Origin of the sequence: Nitrospirillum viridazoti CBAmc (assembly GCF_000730165.1) — a bacterium.
GTDB classification, from domain to species: domain Bacteria; phylum Pseudomonadota; class Alphaproteobacteria; order Azospirillales; family Azospirillaceae; genus Nitrospirillum; species Nitrospirillum viridazoti.
The window spans coordinates 280,668-301,876 of record NZ_CP022113.1 but is presented as its reverse complement, the minus strand read 5'-3'; the positions used below and the strand labels follow the sequence as shown (position 1 = coordinate 301,876).

The following is a 21,209-nucleotide window of genomic DNA, read 5'->3' as shown; positions in this document are numbered from 1 at the left end:
GTCCTATCCCTGAACGACTGCGCCGTCCTTCGGATCATTGGCATCCGCCTGACGCCGATGGCAGAGTGTTCTGCTGTCGCGACACAGGGTCCTGCGACGGGTATTGAATCTTCCGGGGGCCTGGATGGCGGGGACGGAGGCATGCGCATACTGACCAAGGTGGCTTACGCCGCCCCGACTGTGGGGTTGGCGGCCTTAGGCTTGCCGCTGCTGATTTATCTTCCCGACTATTACGGAACCGTGGTCGGGCTTCCCCTGGGACTCGTCGGCACGGCCTTTCTGGTGGCGCGTTTGGCCGACATTGCCGTTGACCCTGTTGTGGGGATCCTGACGGACAGGACACGCTGCCGCTTCGGCCGGTTCCGCCTGTGGCTGGCGATTGGCACGCCCCTATTGATGCTGTCGGTCCAGTATCTGTACATGCCGCCACCCGACGCCGGCTTCCTCCACTTGGCGCTGGGCTTGGCCGGAACCTACACCGCGTGGTCGCTATGTTTCGTCTCCCATCTGGGTTGGGGCGGCACACTGTCGGGGGACTACGACGAACGGAACAGCGTCTTCGCCTGGTGGCAAACACTTTTTCTGGTTGGGGGACTGGTTGTCACCGCCCTGCCCCTGTTGCCCGCCTTGCGCTCGGCACCGCAGCAGGTTCTGCCCGCCATGGGCTGGTTCGTGCTGCTGAGCCTGCCTTTGGGGGTCGGCGCGGCCCTGATTCTGGTGCCGGAGCACGCGGGAAGCCGCCGACGGACACCGGGGCGACGTGATTATCTCAGTCTGCTTGGCCAAGCCGGCGTCATCCGCCTGCTCGCCGCCGATTTCCTCTCCAGTGCGGCCATCTACGCCGGTGGCGCCATGTTCTTTTTCTATTATGGAACCTTCCATGGTCTGGATCGGGTGCAGACGGCAACGTTGCTGTTCGCGGTCAAGGTGGGCGCCATGCTGGGAACGTACGTCTGGAGCCGGATGGGCAGCCGACTGGAAAAGCACCGCGCCATGACGCTTGCCTTCGGCGGCTTGGCCTTAATGTACCTGGTCGTGCATCTGGTTCCGTGGACCACTCTGCCCACAGGCATGGTCATCCTGGGGGGCTTCGGCCTCTTCCTCTCCGCCGATCCTATCCTTGTGCGTTCCATGATGGCGGATTTGGCTGACGAACGCCGCCTGGCCACCGGCGCAGACCAGATGGGTACCCTGGCCTCCCTACTCTCCGTTTCCGACAAGCTGGCCGCGGCCGTGGGGCCGGCGCTGGCGTTGACCGCTTTAAGCGCGGCAGGCTTTGACGCTCGGGCCGCAAGCGTGCCGCAAACACCCCAGGCCCTCTTGGTGCTGGCCATTGCCGCCATCTGGGTACCCATGGCGGCGCATATGACATCGGCATTCCTGGTCTGGCTGCACCCACTGACCGCCGCTCGCCAACAGTCGGTTCAGTCCGAACTGGCCGTACTTGAGTGAAAGGTGGATGCCCATGCTAAAAGGCGGTCAACTGCCACGCGGCGCACAAGCACGTCGACGTTGCGGCGACGATAGTCCGATGCGACACTACGATATGATCGGTTCTACGTTACAGATAGTGCGCGTCTGTTTTACTCTTGGTGGATGATCCGCCTGTTTGTTTATCGATGCCGAGGATATGGCTTTGAGTGATCCGATCTCATTAATCGTCAGAAGTCTTGAATCCATTATCGATGGAAATGGCCTGTCCTCCCTTGAAGGAGCTGGAATCAAACACTTCGACCAGTTATCTCCCAGGGGAAGCTATTCACGGCGTCCTATGGCGCTAGTAGACGATTTTCATATTAACGCCGAAGTTCGGGGCATTTTTGATCATTACAGAAATATTTCTGAACAATTCTACCCACAGATAAATGCAACGACGTTAGTGGATGCTTATGTTGCCGGGCAAGGAACGGTGGTCACGCGCAACGGCTTGCTTATCGAAGAAAGCGCCATTGAATATCTGGCCCACCGACAGGTCCCCGATGGCTTCTGTCACGGTCAGGCGGATCAAACTTTTGCATTCGCGCACCCCCCGAGTACGCCAGTGGAGGCACCCTGCATTCTAGTAAAGCGGCCCTGGTATCGGAATTACGGCCACTGGCTTGTAGATAATGCTACAATTCTTGCGTATTTCGCACAGCAGATCGAAACTAAACAGTTAACCATCATGGTCGGCGCAAATGAAAGTGAAATCCAAAGAAATATTGTCCAGGAGACCATAAGAAAAATTTGCCCGGGCGCCAGCGTCATCGAGATGCCAGACAATGTCACATGGCGATTCTCCAATCTCCTTTATGTCACCCCTCTGCATCGCCCTCCCATGATCAAGTGGCCCCCGGCCATGACCAAGCTTAAGGATGCCTTTGTCGAAAGCCGAGTTCAAATGAACCACGGTGAGCGTTTGTATCTTTCACGGGCAGATGTGAAGACGCGCACTTTGGCCAATGAGGATGCCCTCAAGGACCTGTTTGATCAATTTGGCTTCAGAACGGTCTTCACCAGCGGAATGTCGCTGGCTGAACAGGCACAACTGTTCAGTTCCGCTGAAGTCATCATGGGCGTCAAGGGCGCGGCATTGGCCAATCTTGTGTTCTGCCAACCCGAAGCGACCGCGATTTGCCTATCTCCCGGCGACTTCATTGACCCTTTTTTCTGGGATGTGGCTGGGCAGATAGGAATGACCTACGCCGAGATCTTTGGCCGAGTTGTTACAAACCACCCTGTAGGCCGCAATGACTTCGTGATCGAACCAGAGCGCCTGGAGAGGGCACTGACCACGTTGTTGGGATAGCGTGGCAGGCGGTGGTCAAGCAGTGGTTCACTCGGGTAAGGCAACCCGTGAACTATCGCCAAGACCTTGGAGCAACGGCGCGCTTCGCATGGTCGATCTGGGCTGTTGCCGGATTGGATAACACCGGCGCAAGGCGCTGATTCAGCCTCACGCGCGCATGAAGATCGCACCCAGGCATTGCGACCTGGAGGCCACCAGCTCTATGTCCCCCCACGGCCAAGTAGAGGGCATGACCATGGCCGACCGCATCGTCGCCCTGAACGGCGGCGCCACCCAACAGAGGGCACGCCGGCGGTCAGCCTGCGTTACCCTGTATACGCTTCGCTATACGCGTGGTGGACTGGTCGGGCACCAATTGCACTAGCGCGACGCGGCCGCCGTTCCGCTGCACGAAATCGCCGCCCACGACTTGGTCGATAGTGTAGTCCGCCCCCTTGATCAAAACCTGGGGCTGGACCTGCTGAATCAGCTCCAGCGGCGTATCCTTTTCGAACAGCACCACGGCATCGACGGAAGCCAGCGCCGCAAGGACGATGGCCCGGGACCGCTCCTCTTGAATAGGACGCTGCGGGCCCTTCAACCGTCGTACGGACGCGTCTGAATTCAGGCCCACGATCAGCCTGTCGCATTCGCGCCGCGCGGCCGCCAACAGTTGCACATGTCCAGGATGGACCAGATCGAAGCAGCCGTTGGTGAAACCGACCTTAAGGCCCAACCGCTTCCACAAGGCGATGCGTTCCTGCAATTCCGAAAGCGTCAGCACCTTGTCGGAATTGGCCCGGTCGTCCTGCTCGGCCAGGGCATGCAAGATTTCTGCGGGCGTGACGACGGCCGTTCCTAGCTTCGCCACTACCAAACTGGCCGCCACGTTGGCCAGTTGTACGGCGTCCGACAGATTGGTGCCTGTGGCCAGACAGGCTGCCATGACCGCGACCACCGTGTCGCCAGCCCCCGACACGTCGAAGACCTCCTTGGCCTCAGCCTGGACGTTGACGGACAGGCCGTCGCCGCAAACCAAGGTCATGCCCTCCTCGCTGCGGGTGACCAGCAAGGATTGGATATCATGGTCACGCATCAGCCCTTCGGCTGCCGCGACGATATCCTCCGTCGTCGCGGGCCGGTACCCCACGGCAATCGCCAGCTCCGCGCGGTTCGGAGTGACCAGGGTGGCCCCGCGATACAGGGCGTAGTCGGCGCTCTTGGGATCGACGATCACCGGCTTGCTTGCATTCCGGGCCATGTCAATCAGGCGACGCAACACCGGCGGCGTCAGGACACCCTTGGCATAGTCGGACAGGATGACGGCGGAAACGGTATCGATGTGGTCAGCAGCGGCGGCCAGTAGCCGCTCATGGACCTCCTCGGCCACCGGCGCCTCGCTGTCCCAGTCCGAGCGCAGCAGATGGTGACCATCCGCCACAAACCGGCTTTTCTCAGACGTGACACGCGCCGGATCCACCTGCAGTATGGAGGTTATCTGCCCATCCTCAGCCACCAGCCGCTTGACGTGGCGGCCGGCGTCGTCGTTACCCAGCACGCCAGCCAGGACGACATGCCCCCCCAACGCGGTGATGTTGCGGACGACGTTGCCAGCGCCTCCGAGCATGACCTCTTGATGCGCGTTGCGCAACACGGGGACCGGCGCCTCCGGCGAGATACGCGCCACCTTGCCGCGGACAAACCGGTCGAGCATGACATCGCCAACGACCATAACACGAGCACCGCCAAGGCACTCCACCGAGGATGTCAGTCCGGCGTGACGTTGCATGATGATCCAATTCAGGAACATAAGGGCGGCAAGCAATATCGCGATCCGGCAACCTCATCAACGGTTTTGCACACGGCATACGCAAACCTCCACGGCGGGTCACACCACTCACCAAGGCTTGGCGTCCCTGGATCGGGTCTGTATTAATGGGGGAATGATCGCGGCCGGCGCCCATGGCCGTCACAGTCCATTCCTTAATTCGCGAGAAGTTGAAAGCCATGATCGTTGTTACGGGTGGGGCCGGATTCATTGGTTCCAATTTGGTCGCCGGCCTGGAAGCTAGGGGTATCGGCCCGATTGTCGTGGTCGACCGGCTCCGCCAAGGGGGAAAGTGGCTCAACTTGGCCAAGCGCGGCCTGCACGATATGATCACCCCCGAGCAGCTTCCGGAATTCCTGGAACGTCATGAGGACGACATCAGCGCCATCTTCCATATGGGCGCGATTTCCGCGACGACCGAAACGGACGCGGACCGTATCTTCGAGAACAACTTCCGCCTGACCCTTGACCTGTGGTCATGGTGCGCCAGCCGTGGCGTCCGGCTGATTTACGCGTCTTCGGCGGCGACTTACGGGGACGGCACGCAAGGTTTCGAAGACGACTTTACTGCTAAGGGCCTGGCGGCCCTACGGCCGCTGAACCCATATGGCTGGTCCAAGCATCTGTTCGATCGCCGGGCGCGGGCGGCGTTGGACCGGGGGGAAGTGACGCCGCCACAGTTCGCCGGACTGAAGTTCTTCAACGTATATGGCCCCAACGAGTATCATAAGGGGGACATGCGTTCGGTTCCCGCCAAGCTCTATCCCCAAATCATGGCTGGAGAAGCCGCCCGGCTGTTCGCATCCGACCGTCCAGATTATCCCGATGGCGGCCAAGTGCGCGACTTCATCTGGGTGGGCGACGTCGTCAACGTTATGCTTTGGTTATATGACACCCCGAGTGTCAGCGGCGTGTTCAACCTCGGTACCGGCCGTGCCCGCAGTTGGAACGATCTAGTGACCTCACTCTTCACCGCAGCCGGGTTGCCCCCTCGTATCGACTACATACCCATGCCGGCCCATCTCAAAGGCAAATATCAATACTACACACAGGCGTCGATGGGGCGGCTGCGCGCGGCCGGCTATTCAGCCCCTTTCACGGAACTCGAGGATGGCATTTGCCGTTACGTCCAGGCTTATTTGGCGACGCCCACCCCCTACGTTTAAGAGGCTGTTTGGGAAATCGTTGGTATGGCTTGCGGTGGTGGTGGCGGCGTGATTCAAGCTGTTGATGTGGACGAAGCAGAGCCGTAGTCGGATGACCGAAATCGCCAAGAAGACGAAGCGCTATCCGTCTGACCTGACGGACGAGGAGTGGGAACGGATGGCGCCGCTGATGCCGAAGCCGGGCCGCCGCTGGCTGCGCGAGGTTGACTTTCGGGAGGTGATCAATGCAGTTTGCTATCTTGTCCGATCGGGCTGCGGACGGCGGATGCTGCCGACCAATTTCGGGCCCTGGCAAACGGTCTACGGTTGGTTCCGCGAATTGGCGCGCCGGTTTCTGTTCCAGACCATTCACGATATCGCGCTAATGGTTGATGGAGAGCGGGCAGGTCGGGAGGCGAGCCCCACGGCCGGGGTGATTGACAGCCAATCGGTCAAAGCACCGCACGCGGAAACAAGGGGTTACGACGCGGGGAAGAAAGTCGTCGGTCGCAAGCGGCATATCGCCGTCGATACCGATGGGCGACTGCTGATGGTCAAACTGACGCCAGCCGATATCTCCGACGTGCCGGCGCCCAGGCGATCCTGGAAGCGATCCGCAAACGCTGGCCTTGGATAAAACACCTATTCGCCGATGGTGCCTACGATCGCTTGAAGCTCATGAATAAAGCCGCCTACCTGGATTTCGTCGTCGAGGTCATACGCCGTTGCGATGATCAGAAAGGCTTCCAGGTGCTGCCCCGACGCTGGGTCGTCGAGCGCACCTTCGGCTGGATGATCCGCTGGCGACGTCTCGTTCGTGATTATGAAAAGCGAACCGATGTCTCTCAGGCCATGATCTACGTCGCCATGGGCGGCAATCTGCTAAGACGAAACGCCAATCCGTGATTTCTAAAACGGACTCTAAGCGCCCTGTGAAACGCGCGCCGTTGGTATTGGAATATACACCCTTGATTGCTTCGCCGGTATTTGAAACGATGTTAGATATAAATCCTAATATTCTTGACTTCATTGCAAAAATGCAAATTTTTATAATAATAATCTTTGGCTGCACTCCACTTCCTTGTGCATTCGCCTATTAGAGCTTGCGGTGAATTGATCGCGGGGTTTATAAGGTGCGACAATATGACCGGAGCCGTGGGGCAAGCCCTAAGTCCGCTTGCTTAACCCTGAGGTCGCCGAATCGTGCCGTGCAAATCCCCTGCGGATTTTTTTTGATGGGAATAGGTGTTAATGCTGAACGGTTGTGTTGATCGGGTTACCCGATCGCTGGTTTCCGGGTGGGCGACGGACACCGATTTCCCCGATCAACCGATCGAGGTGGTCATCAAATTGAATGGATACGATTTGGGGACCGCCATCGCCAACCGTGAACGTGACGACTTGAAGGGCCGGGAGGGTTTTGGCGGTGCTGGCCAACATGGCTTCATTTATCGCTTCGACTATCCGATCCCCCTGAATCTCATCGCGGAAATTACAGTCGAGTTCCTAGCAAGTCGGGCCGTTTTACCGCCTGGCCCACTCAAGATCGCAGCGGTGGCTGAACCCAAGTCGCGTCGGGGGGCCGGCACAAACCTGCCCAGCCCGGCCCCCGTGCTCATGACCACCATGGGACGCTCAGGCGGCACCATGGTGATGGAAAAGATGGGCGCCAACCCAGACATCATCTTGGCTGACGTCTATCCTTATGAGACCCGAATACTTGGTTATTATGCGGCGGCTTACCGCGCTCTGATTTCACCGGCAGACCATGCCAACTCCTGGCACCCGGACGATTTGGTGAACTCCAGCCTACGGCTGGGTTTCAACCCCTATTTCCATGCGGAGCAGGAGTGGCGGTACGATACACCGGAGTTCATGTACGAGTTCTTCGAGGTGGCGGCTCCGCGTCATCTTGCCCGGGCATTCCGCAAACTGGTTTCCGACTATTATGAACGCCGCGCGGCTATTGCCGGAAAAAAGAAGCCCCACTACTTCATCGAAAAATGCGGGGTGGACGATCCGGTGCGCTATGTCAGCCGGACCCTTTTCCCCGACACACGGGAATTGGTCCTGCTGCGCCATCCGCGGGATGTGATCTGTTCGCAAATGTCCTTCTGGGGCAATGACTTCCATGCGTCGCTGATGGGCATGGCCACGGCCGCCGAGGCCATGATGCTCATCAAGCAATCCAACCGTCAGGACACATTGTTCGTGCGGTATGAGGATATCATCGATACTCCCGGCACCTGCGGCGACGCGATCGCCGGTTTCCTGGGATTGGCTTCCCCCATCAATTTCACGTCGGAAGGCCGCGAAGCGATCCGGGCAGTCCATGCGACCACCAAATCAGCGACAGCCTCCAAAGAACGGTGGAGGCAGGATCTCAGCGAAGCGCAGAAGTCGGAATGTAAACGCGTCCTTGGAAAATATGAGGAGTTTTTCGGTTACAGTAGTTCCTGACGCCCCCTATCCGCTGACCGATTTACCCACCACTCCCGATTCTTTTTCCGCGAAAGCTCCATGACCAAGATTCCCCCATCGATTGTCGCCGTTGAGGAAGCTCTCAATTCCATTCACGTCAATGGCCGGATCCGGGTTTCCATTAGCCAGGAACAATTGCGTTTGCTTCTGGGTCAATTGCTGGATTTCGTCATGGTTGATGAAGCCTGGTACTTGAACCAGTATCCGCAGGCCAGGGAAAGTGTGGCGCGGGGTGAGTACCCATCCGCCAAAGAGCACTTTCATGCCGACGGATATTTTAAAGGATACCTGCCATACCCGGTGGCGGTGGATGAGGAGTGGTACAAAAGCCAGTATCGTGACATCCAGATGGCGGTGGAGGCTGGAAACCTAGCCTCTCTCCAGCAACATTTCGCGAGCCACGGTTACAGGGAAGGTCGCTTCCCCAACAGCACCGTCGCGGCCAGGCTCTCGGCTCTCCTGAAAGGCCCCGCACAGCAGACTTCGGGCAAAATCAATATCGCCCTTATATCGTCGCCGTCCGTGGAGTCGCCTGCGCCAGCCACCACGCGCCCGGCCCGAAAAGCGACAGGGGAATAGTTTTCGCCCGAACTGGATCATCGAAGCGGTACCGAAACGATAGCCACGCCGCCACCGACAGCGTGGCACTGTCAGTCACTATCGTACCATCAGTCCAATCCAAATATCCGAGCCCGCAAGCCGGTGCAATGCAACTCCGCCTCAGCGTGGCGCTGCACCGACAGGCCCAACTCCTTGGCCGTCCGGTAACTGCAGGCCGGACACGAACACGCTCCCACAGGCAGGAGAAGCTGATAGGCTTGAGATAAAACACCCAAAAATATCCCGATCCCAAGCAGTATATACCCTATCAATGCTTGGTTCAGGATCGTGCACGCCAAAGCAGAAACGACGAAGACCGCAGAAAGAAACATGGCCGGACGCCATTTTTTTTCGAAATTATGCAGAATCCTCATCATTCACCTAGCCGAGAGCCTTTGTATCACACGATGCCCAGCAGCGACGGCACCGCGAATGGAATAAAGAACTATCCGTGTTTCACCTCGGCATGGTGAAATTCCCGAATCATCGGCAGCAAGACATCTATCGCCGCCTCGGTCTGAACGGTAACAAGACTGGCCGTCTGGTCGGTATCCAAGCGCGGAAGACGGCGGATGAAGGTCCTCACGGCCGGCATCCCTGAATCAATGTCCTGCGCCAGTATTTCCCCTGCCACCTTGGCCATCGCATAGTCCGTCATTCCTGCGGGACGTTCCGCCACCGCAACTGAAGAAGGATAGAACACCGAAAGGGGTGATTTCACCTTATTGAAATGATCACAAATATTATAGAAAGAATTTACATAATAATTGAAGAATTCCGCATGCGCGTCGACCGAGTGAATCGCCGATCCGGTACGAAAAATCTTGGGCGTGGCGAAGTAATACACGTGGGTCGGAACAAGCGTCAGCGCACCCAACTGCGCATCGACGTCTCCCCTGACGTCGTAATGAAGAACGTCGCATGATGCCCCGGCGGGGACCAGTTCACTTTGAACCCGCTCGGCATCGGTCTTGCCGACCGCGTAGGTCAGAATGACCTTGCCTCCACCCGCCGCGACAATCTTGGCCGTCAGTTCACCCAAACCCCGGGAACCGCCGATGATCAACGCGACCGCACCGGTGAATTCGTCCGGCCGCACCAGGGCGGCAACCGCATTCAACGAGGGTTGAACGGTGGGCGGATGCCGGCAGCTGGACTTGACCATGCCGGCGATGGCGGAGGAATCAACCGTGCAACTGACCAGACGGAAACGTTCGTCCACGGTGGTGTTCTTGAAGCGAACGCCGGCCTGAGGGGTTTGCGCGCCGATGTCCTTGAAGGAGATCGTGAGTTGCTGGAAGATCGAATGCAATCCAGGCGATACCTGCCCGACCAACCGGGACAGGGTCGCCAGGCCCCCTACGGCAACGGCCCCAATGTTCCCGGACAAATGAGGATACGCAGCCTCATAAGCATCAGGACCAGCCGCTTCGACAATACTGCCCGACAACCCGATCAGCTGTTCAAGGCTATGCTCCCGGACAGCAATATCGCCAGATTCCACTATCTGAGTATTGTCTACGTCCAATAGCACATATTGAGATACCGGCGCCTTCTTCAGCAGGATGATGGTCGCCACGCTGCCATCGACCGCCAGTTCCATGCGCAACGATGTGGCCGTGCTGGCGACGAGGCGCAGTTGCACAGGGCTATTCAGACCGATGAAACGCTCAAACTTTACCGTGAGACTATTGAATCCGCCGAGGGGTTGGATGGCGCTCAGCGTCTCCAGCGCCCACAACACCCCATGGACGCCATGTATCGCCTGCGCCCCCGCCTGCGTGCGCCGGGCAGCGATCGCGTCCATGTGCATGGGGTTCCAATCGCCCGATAGCGCGGCAAACCAGCGCTGGTCGTCGTCATTGAAGATACGTCGACCAATGACGTCAGCACCCGTCATACCCCGTACCCCGTTCAGCCCTTGGCGGAATTTTTTTCCCGAACAACCCGGACCAGGTCGCCAACGTTCCGGAGGGTGTCAAGCTCACGGGTGTGGAATTTGAAGCCGAACTGAGACTCAACAGCGATAATGATTTCAATCTGTTTGAAGGAATCCCAGCCGGCGACATCCTTCGCCGACAGTTCCGGCGTGAGGACGATGTCGTCACGCATGAACACATCCTCGAATATGGGCGCCAGCGCGGTGTAAATCGCTTCGTCTTGCATCGTCTACTCCGAAACCATGGTGATCGCCGTCGGCCTCAGCGAGAAGCCCTCGATGTCCAGCTCACTGCGGCTACCTAGTTCATCGCTGTGAACGACGGTGAAGCCCAGGTTCTGATAGTGCTCCCTTACCATGCCGTTCTTAGCGGTGGCAATGTACTCGCCCACCAGACGGCGCGCGCCCAGGGCGCGGGCGCGTTCGGCGATCACGTTCAAGGTGGTGACCTCCACCTGGCGCCCCAGCACCCGGCAGCTCATCAGCCAGGTGTCGATGATGAAATCAGTCTCCTCAAGGCGGCCGATGACAATGCCGATGATGCCGTTGTCACCGAACCGGTCGGTGAGACGGAGTTGCAACCCAACGGCATTGCCATCTTCCATGACGCCCTGCACCTGGGCGTCCGTGTAACGGCGGGTGGTCAGATTGAACTGGTTCGTCTTGTTGATCAGTTGCACGATGCGCTGCAGGCCGATCCGGTCGAAATCGCGGCTGATCAGGCGCATTTCGAGGCCGGCCAGATACGACGCCATGTCCGTGGCCTGCGACCGGAACGATTCGCGCTGCTGATTGCCCGCGTACTGGGTGGTGCGGGCTAGGTCGTCCTCGGTCACCGCCAGCCCTTCGAAATAGCCGGCGGCCGCCAGTATCCTAGGGAAGAAGGTCGGGTCATCCGAGACCTCGGGTACCGCCACCATGGGCAGTTCCTGCCGCACGAGGTTGCGTTCGAACGGGTTATCGTCAACGAACACGATGCTGTCGATGCCGATGTTGAGTTCCTTGGCGATGTGCCTCAGGTTCGTGGCCTTGTCCGTCCAGTTCGCGACGAAGCAGGAGATGTCCTGCGATCGCAGGATCATGTCGGGATGACGCTCGAACGGCTCCCTCGCGTTCTTCTCATCGTTCTTGGAGCACACGGCGAGGATGACACCCCGGCGCGAAAGATCACGGGCATACGCCTGGAAAGCGACGTAAGCCTCCCCCAAGGCGCTGCCCTGGCCCAGGGTGATGCCCTCAAGCCCATCGTCACCGATGACACCGCCCCAAAGGGTATTATCCAGATCCAGGGCCAGGCACTTGAACGAGCGGCCTTGCTTGGCCGCCACCAGACGCGCGACCAGGTCTCCGTACAATGGGGCGGCGGTAAGCGCCACCTCCTGCTTCGAGCGATGCCAGAGAGCCTCACTGTGCCAGGCACCCAGCCCATGCTCGGCGACGTGGGCATCCACGGCCAGGATTTCCACGCCCTCCTCATCCGCGATGGCGCGCAGACGATCATTCAGGTAGGTGACCGCCCAGGCGCGGGACCCGGTCAGGCGGTGCTCATTGTTACCCAGCAGGGAGGGGAATACCGGCAGGCAGGCCTGCTGGATCACCATGCCACCGAACGCCCGGCGCGCCAGGCGCCAGCAGTGCCGGACCTCTTCCAGGGTGGCGTCCAGGGGTCCGCGCGCGTCCGCCTGGCTCTGGCCGATGCGCAGGCCGCTGGTCAGCGTCACCGCGTCCAGGGCGAACAGCACCACCGTTGGGCGGAAGGCGTACAGGGCAGACCCCTCGTCCTCCAACTCCTGGCGATATTGGCCATAGTCGTTCTCGTAGACCGCGACGTGTAGGCCGCGGCGCAAACCGCCGACCCTGATGCTGGGCTGCAGATGCGCCAGTGTGGAACTGCCGAGGACGGCGATCCTGACGGGCTTGCCGGTTATCCCGTCCGGGACGGTCTCACCCCACCGACGGCGGGCGATCTCATCCAACGCGTTCGTCTGGGAAAAGTCCAGGCAGGCATTGGCCAGCGACACGGCCTGCGCCCACGTTGGATCAGGAGACTTGGCGAAAGCTTTTAAGGTATCGCGCCAGCCATCGACTTTCGGGAGCCACATCAGATTAGTCACAATACGCCCCCAATCCATATTTTAAGGATATTTAATTATAAAGAAACATTCCCGCGCCGGCGAAGACTCGACACTCAAGATTTCCTTATTTTCCTATAGGCTTCTTTGCATAGGGACAGCCAATCATTTTTCAAAATGCTGGTGCTTTGCTCACCACGGGCCAGAAATTTCGTGACATATCCATTCCACAACCTATCATGCACTAAATTTACGTCTCCTGCAGAATGATTCTCATCCGCCAAACGGACTACAAGAAGAGTGTTATTGCCATATCTCTGTAAAAGCTCATACAGTTTCTCAACCAAATGATCTGGAACATGATCTGCCATCTTGTAAACGTAAATCTTCTCTCCGACCGAAAGATCGTCTTTTAATTTATTAGCAAGGAACTTCAAATATCGGCCCTGCTTTCTAAGCAAAATACTCTCATCAACTTGGCCAATGAATGTGAACGTGTGATATCGGAAATTATACTTACTTTCCATTATACAGATTTCATTATCATTAGCGCTGGTGTCGATCCGAATATCGTCACCAATGTCCGTGAGTTCACCCTCCAATATGTTACACACGTCATGAAAACGGATGCCCGCAAAACGGAGCAGGCCCAACGGCTCAATTCCCATCATTCTCTGGAAAAGGCCAAATTCGCAGTCAGTTCCAATACTTTCAAAAGAATTGACCTCAAATAGATCTTGCCGATTTGGCTTATCAGGAAAAAAGTTATCCGGGATATATTTTTGATCTCGTATCTTCACGCTATTCTTAATATCAACCTGACCTCCAATCGAAACAGAAATCCAAAATAAGCAGATACTTAAGTTACGAAAATCCCCATGCCCGCTATCACTTGGCCGCGAGCCATCCGGATGGTATAGTCGAATTTCATTTTCAAGCCTATCACTCAACATGCCAGGGCCAATCGGCATCTCAAGTGTGCGTGACTCCAAGGAGTCGAGCTCAAAATTGCCAACTTCAAAATTGTTCACAAAGATCTTCAATCGCTGAATTGGCCGGTAGCGGTTAACAAAGCTGGCGATCCGGACTCGCAATGTGCCAGCGGCGGGAGCAGAAACGGAAGGAAGCATAATTATAGATTCATTGGCCACGGCCCAAACCCGGTCAGCCTCAATCCAGGACCACCCCTCGCGCAAGTGATCCTCGCAGCCGCTGCCGCGAGCGATTTTTATATCAAAGGTATTGGCCAATTGCGTAGCCATTGCATTTAATCCTTCGCTCGACAAGGCTCGTTGAATCAAAAATCTAATAGCGAACTAAAATTGCACGCGCATCCCGGAGTTTAGTCGCATACCTCACAGCGTTATGCCCCAGCCCCCCCCCCTGACGTCAACCTCCACAGTCGCGATGCCTGCAGAAGAATGGTCTGGGCGGCGGCCTCTAGCGTTTGCATTGATCACGTCCTGGAACAGGGAGTAACTGACAGGCGGCGATTGCGTCACCACTTACCTTCGCGCAAAAGGCATCGCGCAGCATAATAAGCACACGGCACTGCCCATGGTGGACAATGGTGTCATCGACGCCCCTCCGAAAGGGCTGGTTCTCGAAGACCATTTGTCTTGCGGAAGGGACATGATGTCGCGGCTCAAGTGCATTGGCAGTTACCTTGCCCACGTCTGATCCACCGGCAGCGCAATTGCCCTCAAAGGGCTAACCCTTCCGCGCCACCATTTTATAGATGGCCATCATAGTGCGTCGCACCAGATCAAGCCGAAGCGAAACCGAAATCGACCCGCCCACCCCGGCAGATGCTGGCCATCCACGTAGCGGACGCCCTGCCTGTTATTAGGCTCCTCGCCCAGGTTTCTTTATCGATTCCATTCAAGCCATGATATTTCTTAACACCATACATCGCAATATGATCCTATGGATTTGCCTCGGATATCATTGTCACGCCTGCCTTACCCCCTCGAACCGGAAAAGAGGGAGTCACATCCCGTTCATACTGGGCGCAGATAGACCCGAAGAGCGTCCTACGCCAATATGTGCTGGAGAAAAGCCTCACCCTTCGTTATTGTTAATTTTAGATGGCTTTTATGGGTTTACCATGATTGTTTTGGGTTATTTTATTGCGCTGCACATTTGTGGGAATTCTCGTAAAAGTGGCTCCAGCAATTAAGAACACAAGGGGAGCTTGAGCTGTAGAAAAAATGAGCCCCTGAGGTATCTGGGAACCCTGTCAGGCCATTATGCGCGTCGCGTTAAATTATTTATTCAGGGAATTAGTTAGAAAATGTCAGGAATCGACCAAAATACTTCTACCAATCTCGGAAAATTCCAACTTGAACGACACCCAGATCGGGAGGGTTGCCTTAATTACTATGGCGAAGTCGTTTCTGTTGGTGGCTGGGCCGTACTTCCGGATGGCCTGCATTCTTTTGATGTTTTCTACAACGAGGTTCTTTTAACCTCCATTAGGCCAAACGGAGAACGCAAGGATGTCCAGACGGCGTTCCCTCTCCTCCCAAATGCTCTAATTTCAGGTTTCAAAGCAGAGATCAGCCTTGCCGCCGTGCCGGCCGAAGCGCGTGACGGAGCCGTCTTGTCTTTCCGCATGCGGCGATCCGGCGAGATTCTGCACGAAGCGACAGTCACCCTAGTTAAGGGGTTGCCCACCGGGGAATTCCATCTGGACAACGCGCGGTTCGACAATGGGGTGCTGCAGACATCCACTACTAACATCCACCTAGTGGGCTGGGTGGTGGCACAGGAAGCGATCCGTTCCATCTCCGCCCACCTGGGTGACGACACGGTCATGCCTGTGCAGTTCGGCATTCCCCGCGCCGACGTCCTGGCTGTGCGCCGCACCAACCCCAACGGCCTGAACACCGGCTTTTCCCTGTTTATTCCGGAATTGCCGGAAGGAACCCTGGATCTGAAATTCCGGATCGAGCTGAAGACGGGCCACGTGTTGGAACGTGGCTATACGATGAAGGCGACGCGGTCGGCCGAGGATAATCGCGCGGCGTGCGCGCGCACCTACGCCGAACGCCGTTTCTGGGAACTGGTCGCCGCCCGCCGCATGGCCGGCGATGGTGAACGATCCCACCCGCCGGACACTGACACGCTGTGGGCGGTCGTCATTCTGCAGGCCGATCGCGCCGACGGCCAGTCGGTCGACACGGCCGCCGCCTTTGAGGCGACCTTGGCCTCGGTGCGGAAGGTCCATTCCGGCGGATGGCACATCCAAGCCCTAGTCCCGGCGGAGTTCAGCGAGGCGGGTGGTCCCGCCGACCGGATGGCGACCGACAAGGGCGATCTGGTTTATCGCGACACCACCCGCCTGCGGTCCCTGCTGGCCGGATTGGCCACACGGCGGACGGGGGCGACCTTCGTCAGCTTCCTGACGCCCGGGGAGACGCTGGACCGTATCGCGCCCGCGGTGCTGGCGGCCCATGGCTGCGGCGACGACATTGATCTGCTGTATTGGGATGAGCGGGCCACGATCGCCGGCCGGCCCAGCCTGTTGCGCAAGACGCCGGGCGCCCCCTTCATCACCGCCTTCCATATGAATTTCGTCGGCCGGGGATGGGCGGCGCGTCTGACCAAGGCCACCTTGGCCACCCTCGCCGCCGATGGGCTGGAGTTGTTCATCGCGGGCCATCCTCTGGACCGCTTCTACCATCAGCCCCAGCGCTGCCACCACGTAGCCGAATCCCTGTCCACCACCCTGTACGCCAGCGATCTGCGCGACCTGTCGCCAGTGGAGCGGGAGGCGCGGTCGCGCGTTCTGGCCGGCATCACCCCCCGTTATGGGGCCATCCTGCCGCTGGAACCTGGTACGGACTTCAAGGGCGCCGGGCCGGCACCCCTGCGGCTGGCGGCCGATCTGAAGGCAGCGCCCCCCCTGGTATCCATCATCATCCCCACCAAAGGTGTCCGGGGACGGGTATTCAAGTGCCTGGAAGATTTACGGTATCGCACCAGCTATAAGGCGATCGAGATCGTTGTCCTGGACCACATCGACTTCAAGCCGGAAACGTTGGACGACAAGAATCGCCTGCGGGACCTGGCGGATATCGTCATCCCGGTCGTCGGGCCATTCAACTGGTCGCGTTTCAACAACATGGCTACCGCCCTGTCCAGCGGCGACGTCTTCGTGTTTCTGAACGACGATGTCGAAGTGGTCGATGAGGATTGGATCGAGCAGTTGCTGGCCTATTTGAATCTGCCGGCCATCGGGGCTGTGGGGCCACGCCTGCTGCTGGCGGGCGGACGTATGGTGCAGTCGGCCGGCGTTTCCCTGATGAGCCACGCCGGCTGGGCGCGCAACGACTTCGCGTTCAGCACCGCCGACCACCCTCTGGCGACTAGCGTCAACCAAGTGCCGCGCAACTGCACCTCGCTGCTGGGCGCCGCCATTGCCGTGCCGCGCGACCTGTTCCTATCCATGGAAGGGTTCGAGGAAGGCCTGGCACTGACCTTCAACGACCTGGACTTCCACATGCGGTTGCGCGACCGCGGGCATCAGGTGGCGGTCGTTCCGCAGGCCGAATTGGTGCACCACGAGAAGACGTCGCGCGCCGAGTTGGTGGAAAGCGAGATGGAGCCCTTGTATTGGGAGCGATGGCGGGCACACCATGCCGCCGGCGACCCGTACTGGCACCCGGATCTGGAACGTGAAAGCGGCATTTACAAGGTGGATCCCGAACCGGTGGAGACTATCTGGTCCGCCGGGATTGCTGGCGTGCGCAGTGAGGTGCGGCGCATGCTGCTGCTACGCATGGATCATGTCGGTGACTTCGTTTTGACACTGCCCGCGTTCCGCCAACTCCGGAACGCCTTTCCCAAGGCCAGCATCGAGGTGGTGGTGGGGGCCTGGAATCGCGACCTCGCCGTCCAGTCCGGCCTGTTCGACGTGGTGCACGTTTTTAATTTGTATGCCGCGCGTTCCGGCGATGGCCGGGCCTTGGGGTCGGACGCCGCCGCGGGAGAGCTGTCGAACCTTTTCCACGGCCAATCTTATGATTTAGCTGTGGATTTCCGTGCCGACGGCGACACACGCTTCCTCCTGAAACATATTGCCGCGACCACCCGTGCAGGCTATTCACAGGGGGTCAGTTTCCCCTGGCTGGATGTCTCCGTGGAGTGGGAAGGCAATTTGCCGCAATGGCGGAAGAGCGCTAACGGCGCCGTGCAGATGCGGCGTCTGGTTTCGGCGCTGGAATTGGCCTTCCCCGAGGCGGAGACGACGTCGCCCTCCTTCTGGGGTGACGGTCAGCCGAAATCATTCGCCGGTGACGAACGCCGCCTCATCGTGCTCCATCCCTTCGCCGGCAACGATATCAAGATGTGGCCGGCCGCCCATTGGGCGGGCCTGGTCTCGATGATGGTGGCGGCGGGCTTCACGGTGGAAATCGTGGGGACGCCGGCGGAAAAGGCCGCCTATGCGACCATGGTCGACGACCTTGTGGCGGTGGGCGCGACGGACCGTATCGGGCAATTCACCTTGCCGGAGCTGGTCACTTACATCGGTGGTGCCGATTGCTTCGTGGGGTCGGACAGCGGACCCAAGCACATCGCGGCCTCTACCGGTATTCCGACGGTGGCGGTACAATCCGGGTTTGTGGATCCCGTCACCTGGTCTCCTTTCAACGCTTTGGGCGTCAGTGTTGTCAAACGCGTATCCTGCGCGCCCTGTTATTTGGATGATGTCCGACTGTGCGGCCGCAACCATGATTGCATGCGGAAGATCTTCCCGGCTCAGGTCTTCCGTCATGTGGCCTCGCTGAGTGGCCGCGGCCGTGCCGCCAGCCAACAGCCGGCCCGGACGCCCGTGACGCCGCCGGCCCGCCCGCGCCGATCCTTTGCCTCCTGAACCAACCATGACTACAACGAATTCGAGCAAGCGAAGGGACATCACCGTGACGACCGCCGGTACGACTCGGGCCAAAAAAAAAGTAATTGAAAGCACCACGGCGAAGTCCGCGCCCTCGCTGCAGGTGGTTGAGACGCTGACATCGGCCATAGGGTCGAAAGCCGGGAAGGCAAAGGTCGGCGCGCCCGTCGCACCTCCGGTTCAAACCGTCGCCACGCCGGCGCGGGCCACGGGCGCCAGGACGGCCAAGGCCGCTAAGTCCAAACGGGTCACCATAGCCGCCGCGGGTCGCGAAGAGAATATTCCCACCCCGCCATCGACCGCTCCGGTGGCTCCGGCGATCGGCCCGACGGAAACGCCCCCATCAGCCCTCCAAGGCAAAACCGCTGGTGGAACGACGAAACGGCTCCGCAAACCGAAGGCGCCCAAGGCCGAGGCCGCGCCGGTCACGGCACCGTCCGCTGACGCGCCGCCCACCTCATTGCCCGTGGCCGACGCCACGCCGGGAATGCCACTCGCGGCCGAGACTCCCACCACCAGTCATCAATGGCGTGATCTGCCGGATCTAGATTCATCCGCCTCCAACACGCCGTTCAAGAGCCAGCAAATTCGTAATCTCTGGAGCAACTTCCGCCGGTTGGATGAGTTTGCGAGCGGCTTAGTACTGGAAATCACCCAGTTGCGGCGTCAGTTGGACGCCACCGAGAATGGCCGCAGTTCGGATTCCCGCAAGGTACGGGAACTGCAGGCCGAGTTGGCCCTGCTGCGCGAACGTCCCGACCCCGCCGAGTTGAGCCGCGTCCGCGCGGAAGCTGAAACCTGGAAACAGAACTATCAAGCGGTGTTTTCACAGATCAACCAGCTGACCACCCAGGTCGAGGAGCTGCGCCAGAGCGCGACGGAGCTGGAATGGCTGCGGCGGGATCGAGCCACCCTTAGCGAAGCCTTCCAATCGATAACGGAAACGCTGGCCCAGGTGGCGGATGGCCTCGCCCCCTTGGGCCTGCCCGCCAAGAAGCTGAACGATGCGGATGGGGCAGAGCATTTCAGCAAGGCCGCGCAGGCCTTCTATCGCGTGTCAACAGCAGCCCTAACGTGCCCGCCTACACTGAACGTCGACCTTCGAATCGACCGCATAGTACCCTTTTATGAGACATCCGGCTTAGCGGGCGCCGTGGAAGAAGTCGAACTGAACGGCAACAATTATCAATGCACCGGATGGGCCACGACCCGCATGGTGCCCAACATTGCTTCGTTGGTGGCGGTGTTCGATGATACGGGCTGTCTTGGCTACAGCTACCCCGGCCAGCCTCGCCAGGACGTGGTAGCGGCGTTGACCGGTTGCAATCCCAATTGCGGATTCCGGGTCCCTCTGCTCCGTCATCCGAAGGGTCCCTTGCGGATCTTCCTGATTGTCCTGCTGGAGGGCAAGGCGCCGTTCGCGTTGATGTTGCCCTTCATCAACTAGGTGTTCGGTCCCAGGGATTGATGGTGCGGGTTTAGCCTGAACCGCTGGGGTTCAGCTGTCCATGATTTGCAGATGAATTCCCAGGGCGTCAGGCCTCGAAGCGTCTTGAGGCGCCTTGCAAAGTTGTAGGCGCCGACGAAGGCATTCAGATGCTGCTCGAACTGTTCATGGCTGTCGTAGTGGTAGCGTTTGACCGTAGCTTCCTTGATGGTTCGGTTCATGCGCTCGACCTGGCCGTTGGTCCAGGGATGTTTGATCTTGGTAAGCCGGTGTTCGATGCCATTCTCCTGGCACCGCCTGTCGAACATGTGCGTCACGTACCGGGCTGTCGGGCCATCGGCATATCGTGGCGGGAAGGTGAACTGGATCCCGTTGTCGGTCAGTACCGTGTGGATCGTGTAGGGGACAGCATCGATCAAGGCGACCAGGAAGGCGGAAGCGGATGAGCGCCCCGTCTTCCTGGCTATCTGCACGAAAGCAAATTTGCTTGTCCGATCAATGGCAACGTAAAGGTACAGCTTGCCTTCGGCTGTCCTGATCTCGGCGATATCGATGTGGAAATAGCCGATCGGGTAGGCTTTGAACTTCCGCTTGGCAGGCTTGTCGCCTTCCACCTCCGGCAGCCTGCTGATGCCGTGTCGCTGAAGACATCGGTGTAGGGAAGATCGGGTCAGATGGGGAATGGTCGGTTGCAGGGCATAGAGGCAGTCATCCAGTGGCAATAATGTATGGCGGCGGAAAGCGACGATTACCGCTTCCTCTTCCAGAGTCAGGACAGTGGATCTGGCTTCCCTTGGGCCAGTTGGCTGGTCCACCACATTATGCCGCCCCCGCCACTTGGCGACCGTCTTCTGATTGACCCCGTACCGGCTGGCCAGGGCCCTCAAGCTCTCTTGACTATGTTGTATCGCTCGACGCACTGCCTCTGTCGTGCGGGCGCAGCCGTGAAGTATCTGGCCCATAGTGCATCCCTCCATTCCTGTGAGGTCATTGCACCATCAATCCCTGGGACCGAACACCTAAACGAAGCT

Annotated in this window: 14 protein-coding genes and 1 pseudogene; 8 read left to right on the top strand and 7 right to left on the bottom strand. The window is 58.8% G+C overall.

The annotated features are described in order from the left end of the window. Positions 1-141 precede the first annotated feature (141 nt). Positions 142-1,452: an MFS transporter gene (locus tag Y958_RS29410; protein WP_186291665.1), complete on the top strand. Its 1,311-nt coding sequence runs from the start codon at positions 142-144 to the stop codon at positions 1,450-1,452. A 184-nt stretch (positions 1,453-1,636) separates the two neighbouring features. Next, entirely contained in the window at positions 1,637-2,788 is a 1,152-nt protein-coding gene (locus tag Y958_RS29405; protein WP_186291664.1) for a glycosyltransferase family 61 protein, read from the top strand. Positions 2,789-3,083: 295 nt separating this feature from the next. Here Y958_RS29405 and rfaE1 read toward each other — a convergent pair whose 3' ends face one another. After that, positions 3,084-4,556, bottom strand: a complete 1,473-nt coding sequence (gene rfaE1, locus Y958_RS29400; RefSeq protein WP_088875777.1) for a D-glycero-beta-D-manno-heptose-7-phosphate kinase — start codon at positions 4,554-4,556, stop codon at positions 3,084-3,086. 218 nt (positions 4,557-4,774) lie between these two features. Here rfaE1 and rfaD point away from each other — a divergent pair, with 218 nt between their 5' ends. The 4 genes and pseudogenes from rfaD (at position 4,775) to Y958_RS29380 (ending at position 8,800) form a co-directional block, all read left to right on the top strand. After that, a complete protein-coding gene (rfaD, locus tag Y958_RS29395; protein ID WP_088875776.1) occupies positions 4,775-5,761 on the top strand; it encodes an ADP-glyceromanno-heptose 6-epimerase in 987 nt (328 codons plus the stop codon). Between the two features lie 64 nt (positions 5,762-5,825). Beyond that, positions 5,826-6,646: pseudogene (locus tag Y958_RS29390) on the top strand (IS5 family transposase). 345 nt (positions 6,647-6,991) lie between these two features. Further along, positions 6,992-8,200, top strand: a complete 1,209-nt coding sequence (locus Y958_RS29385; protein WP_088875475.1) for a sulfotransferase — start codon at positions 6,992-6,994, stop codon at positions 8,198-8,200. Positions 8,201-8,260: 60 nt separating this feature from the next. Continuing rightward, positions 8,261-8,800, top strand: coding sequence for a hypothetical protein (locus tag Y958_RS29380; protein ID WP_145727963.1), 540 nt, complete (start codon positions 8,261-8,263; stop codon positions 8,798-8,800). Positions 8,801-8,889: 89 nt separating this feature from the next. On the opposite strand, the gene Y958_RS29375 is transcribed toward Y958_RS29380, so the two are convergent. From Y958_RS29375 to Y958_RS31730, 5 genes are all read right to left on the bottom strand, one after another. Further along, a complete protein-coding gene (locus Y958_RS29375) occupies positions 8,890-9,198 on the bottom strand; it encodes a hypothetical protein (RefSeq protein ID WP_145727962.1) in 309 nt (102 codons plus the stop codon). Between the two features lie 68 nt (positions 9,199-9,266). Continuing rightward, complete coding sequence (locus Y958_RS29370) at positions 9,267-10,721, bottom strand: MaoC/PaaZ C-terminal domain-containing protein (RefSeq protein WP_088875472.1); 1,455 nt, start codon at positions 10,719-10,721, stop codon at positions 9,267-9,269. Positions 10,722-10,735: 14 nt separating this feature from the next. Then, positions 10,736-10,987, bottom strand: coding sequence for an acyl carrier protein (locus Y958_RS29365; protein WP_088875471.1), 252 nt, complete (start codon positions 10,985-10,987; stop codon positions 10,736-10,738). 3 nt (positions 10,988-10,990) lie between these two features. Further along, a complete protein-coding gene (locus tag Y958_RS29360) occupies positions 10,991-12,781 on the bottom strand; it encodes an HAD-IIIC family phosphatase (protein ID WP_186291663.1) in 1,791 nt (596 codons plus the stop codon). Between the two features lie 167 nt (positions 12,782-12,948). Then, positions 12,949-14,094, bottom strand: a complete 1,146-nt coding sequence (locus tag Y958_RS31730) for a hypothetical protein (protein WP_145727961.1) — start codon at positions 14,092-14,094, stop codon at positions 12,949-12,951. Between the two features lie 1,340 nt (positions 14,095-15,434). On the opposite strand from Y958_RS31730, the gene Y958_RS29355 reads away from it, so the two are divergent. Together Y958_RS29355 and Y958_RS31725 are read left to right on the top strand one after the other, a co-directional pair. Beyond that, positions 15,435-18,710, top strand: a complete 3,276-nt coding sequence (locus Y958_RS29355) for a glycosyltransferase family 9 protein (RefSeq protein ID WP_186291662.1) — start codon at positions 15,435-15,437, stop codon at positions 18,708-18,710. A gap of 7 nt (positions 18,711-18,717) precedes the next feature. Next, entirely contained in the window at positions 18,718-20,178 is a 1,461-nt protein-coding gene (locus Y958_RS31725; protein ID WP_145727960.1) for a hypothetical protein, read from the top strand. On the opposite strand, the gene Y958_RS29340 is transcribed toward Y958_RS31725, so the two are convergent. After that, positions 20,175-21,140 (bottom strand): IS481 family transposase, encoded by a 966-nt coding sequence (locus Y958_RS29340; protein ID WP_088875466.1) that lies wholly within the window; start codon positions 21,138-21,140, stop codon positions 20,175-20,177. The genes Y958_RS31725 and Y958_RS29340 overlap by 4 nt on opposite strands. Positions 21,141-21,209 lie beyond the last annotated feature (69 nt).

Coding starts and splice junctions, on each gene's coding strand:
- Y958_RS29410 (WP_186291665.1), top strand. CDS start 142: ATGCGCATACTGACCAAGGTGGCTTACGCCGCCCCGACTGTGGGGTTG.
- rfaE1 (WP_088875777.1), bottom strand. CDS start 4,556: ATGCAACGTCACGCCGGACTGACATCCTCGGTGGAGTGCCTTGGCGGT.
- rfaD (WP_088875776.1), top strand. CDS start 4,775: ATGATCGTTGTTACGGGTGGGGCCGGATTCATTGGTTCCAATTTGGTC.
- Y958_RS29385 (WP_088875475.1), top strand. CDS start 6,992: ATGCTGAACGGTTGTGTTGATCGGGTTACCCGATCGCTGGTTTCCGGG.
- Y958_RS29380 (WP_145727963.1), top strand. CDS start 8,261: ATGACCAAGATTCCCCCATCGATTGTCGCCGTTGAGGAAGCTCTCAAT.
- Y958_RS29375 (WP_145727962.1), bottom strand. CDS start 9,198: ATGATGAGGATTCTGCATAATTTCGAAAAAAAATGGCGTCCGGCCATG.
- Y958_RS29370 (WP_088875472.1), bottom strand. CDS start 10,721: ATGACGGGTGCTGACGTCATTGGTCGACGTATCTTCAATGACGACGAC.
- Y958_RS29365 (WP_088875471.1), bottom strand. CDS start 10,987: ATGCAAGACGAAGCGATTTACACCGCGCTGGCGCCCATATTCGAGGAT.
- Y958_RS31730 (WP_145727961.1), bottom strand. CDS start 14,094: ATGGCTACGCAATTGGCCAATACCTTTGATATAAAAATCGCTCGCGGC.
- Y958_RS31725 (WP_145727960.1), top strand. CDS start 18,718: ATGACTACAACGAATTCGAGCAAGCGAAGGGACATCACCGTGACGACC.
- Y958_RS29340 (WP_088875466.1), bottom strand. CDS start 21,140: ATGGGCCAGATACTTCACGGCTGCGCCCGCACGACAGAGGCAGTGCGT.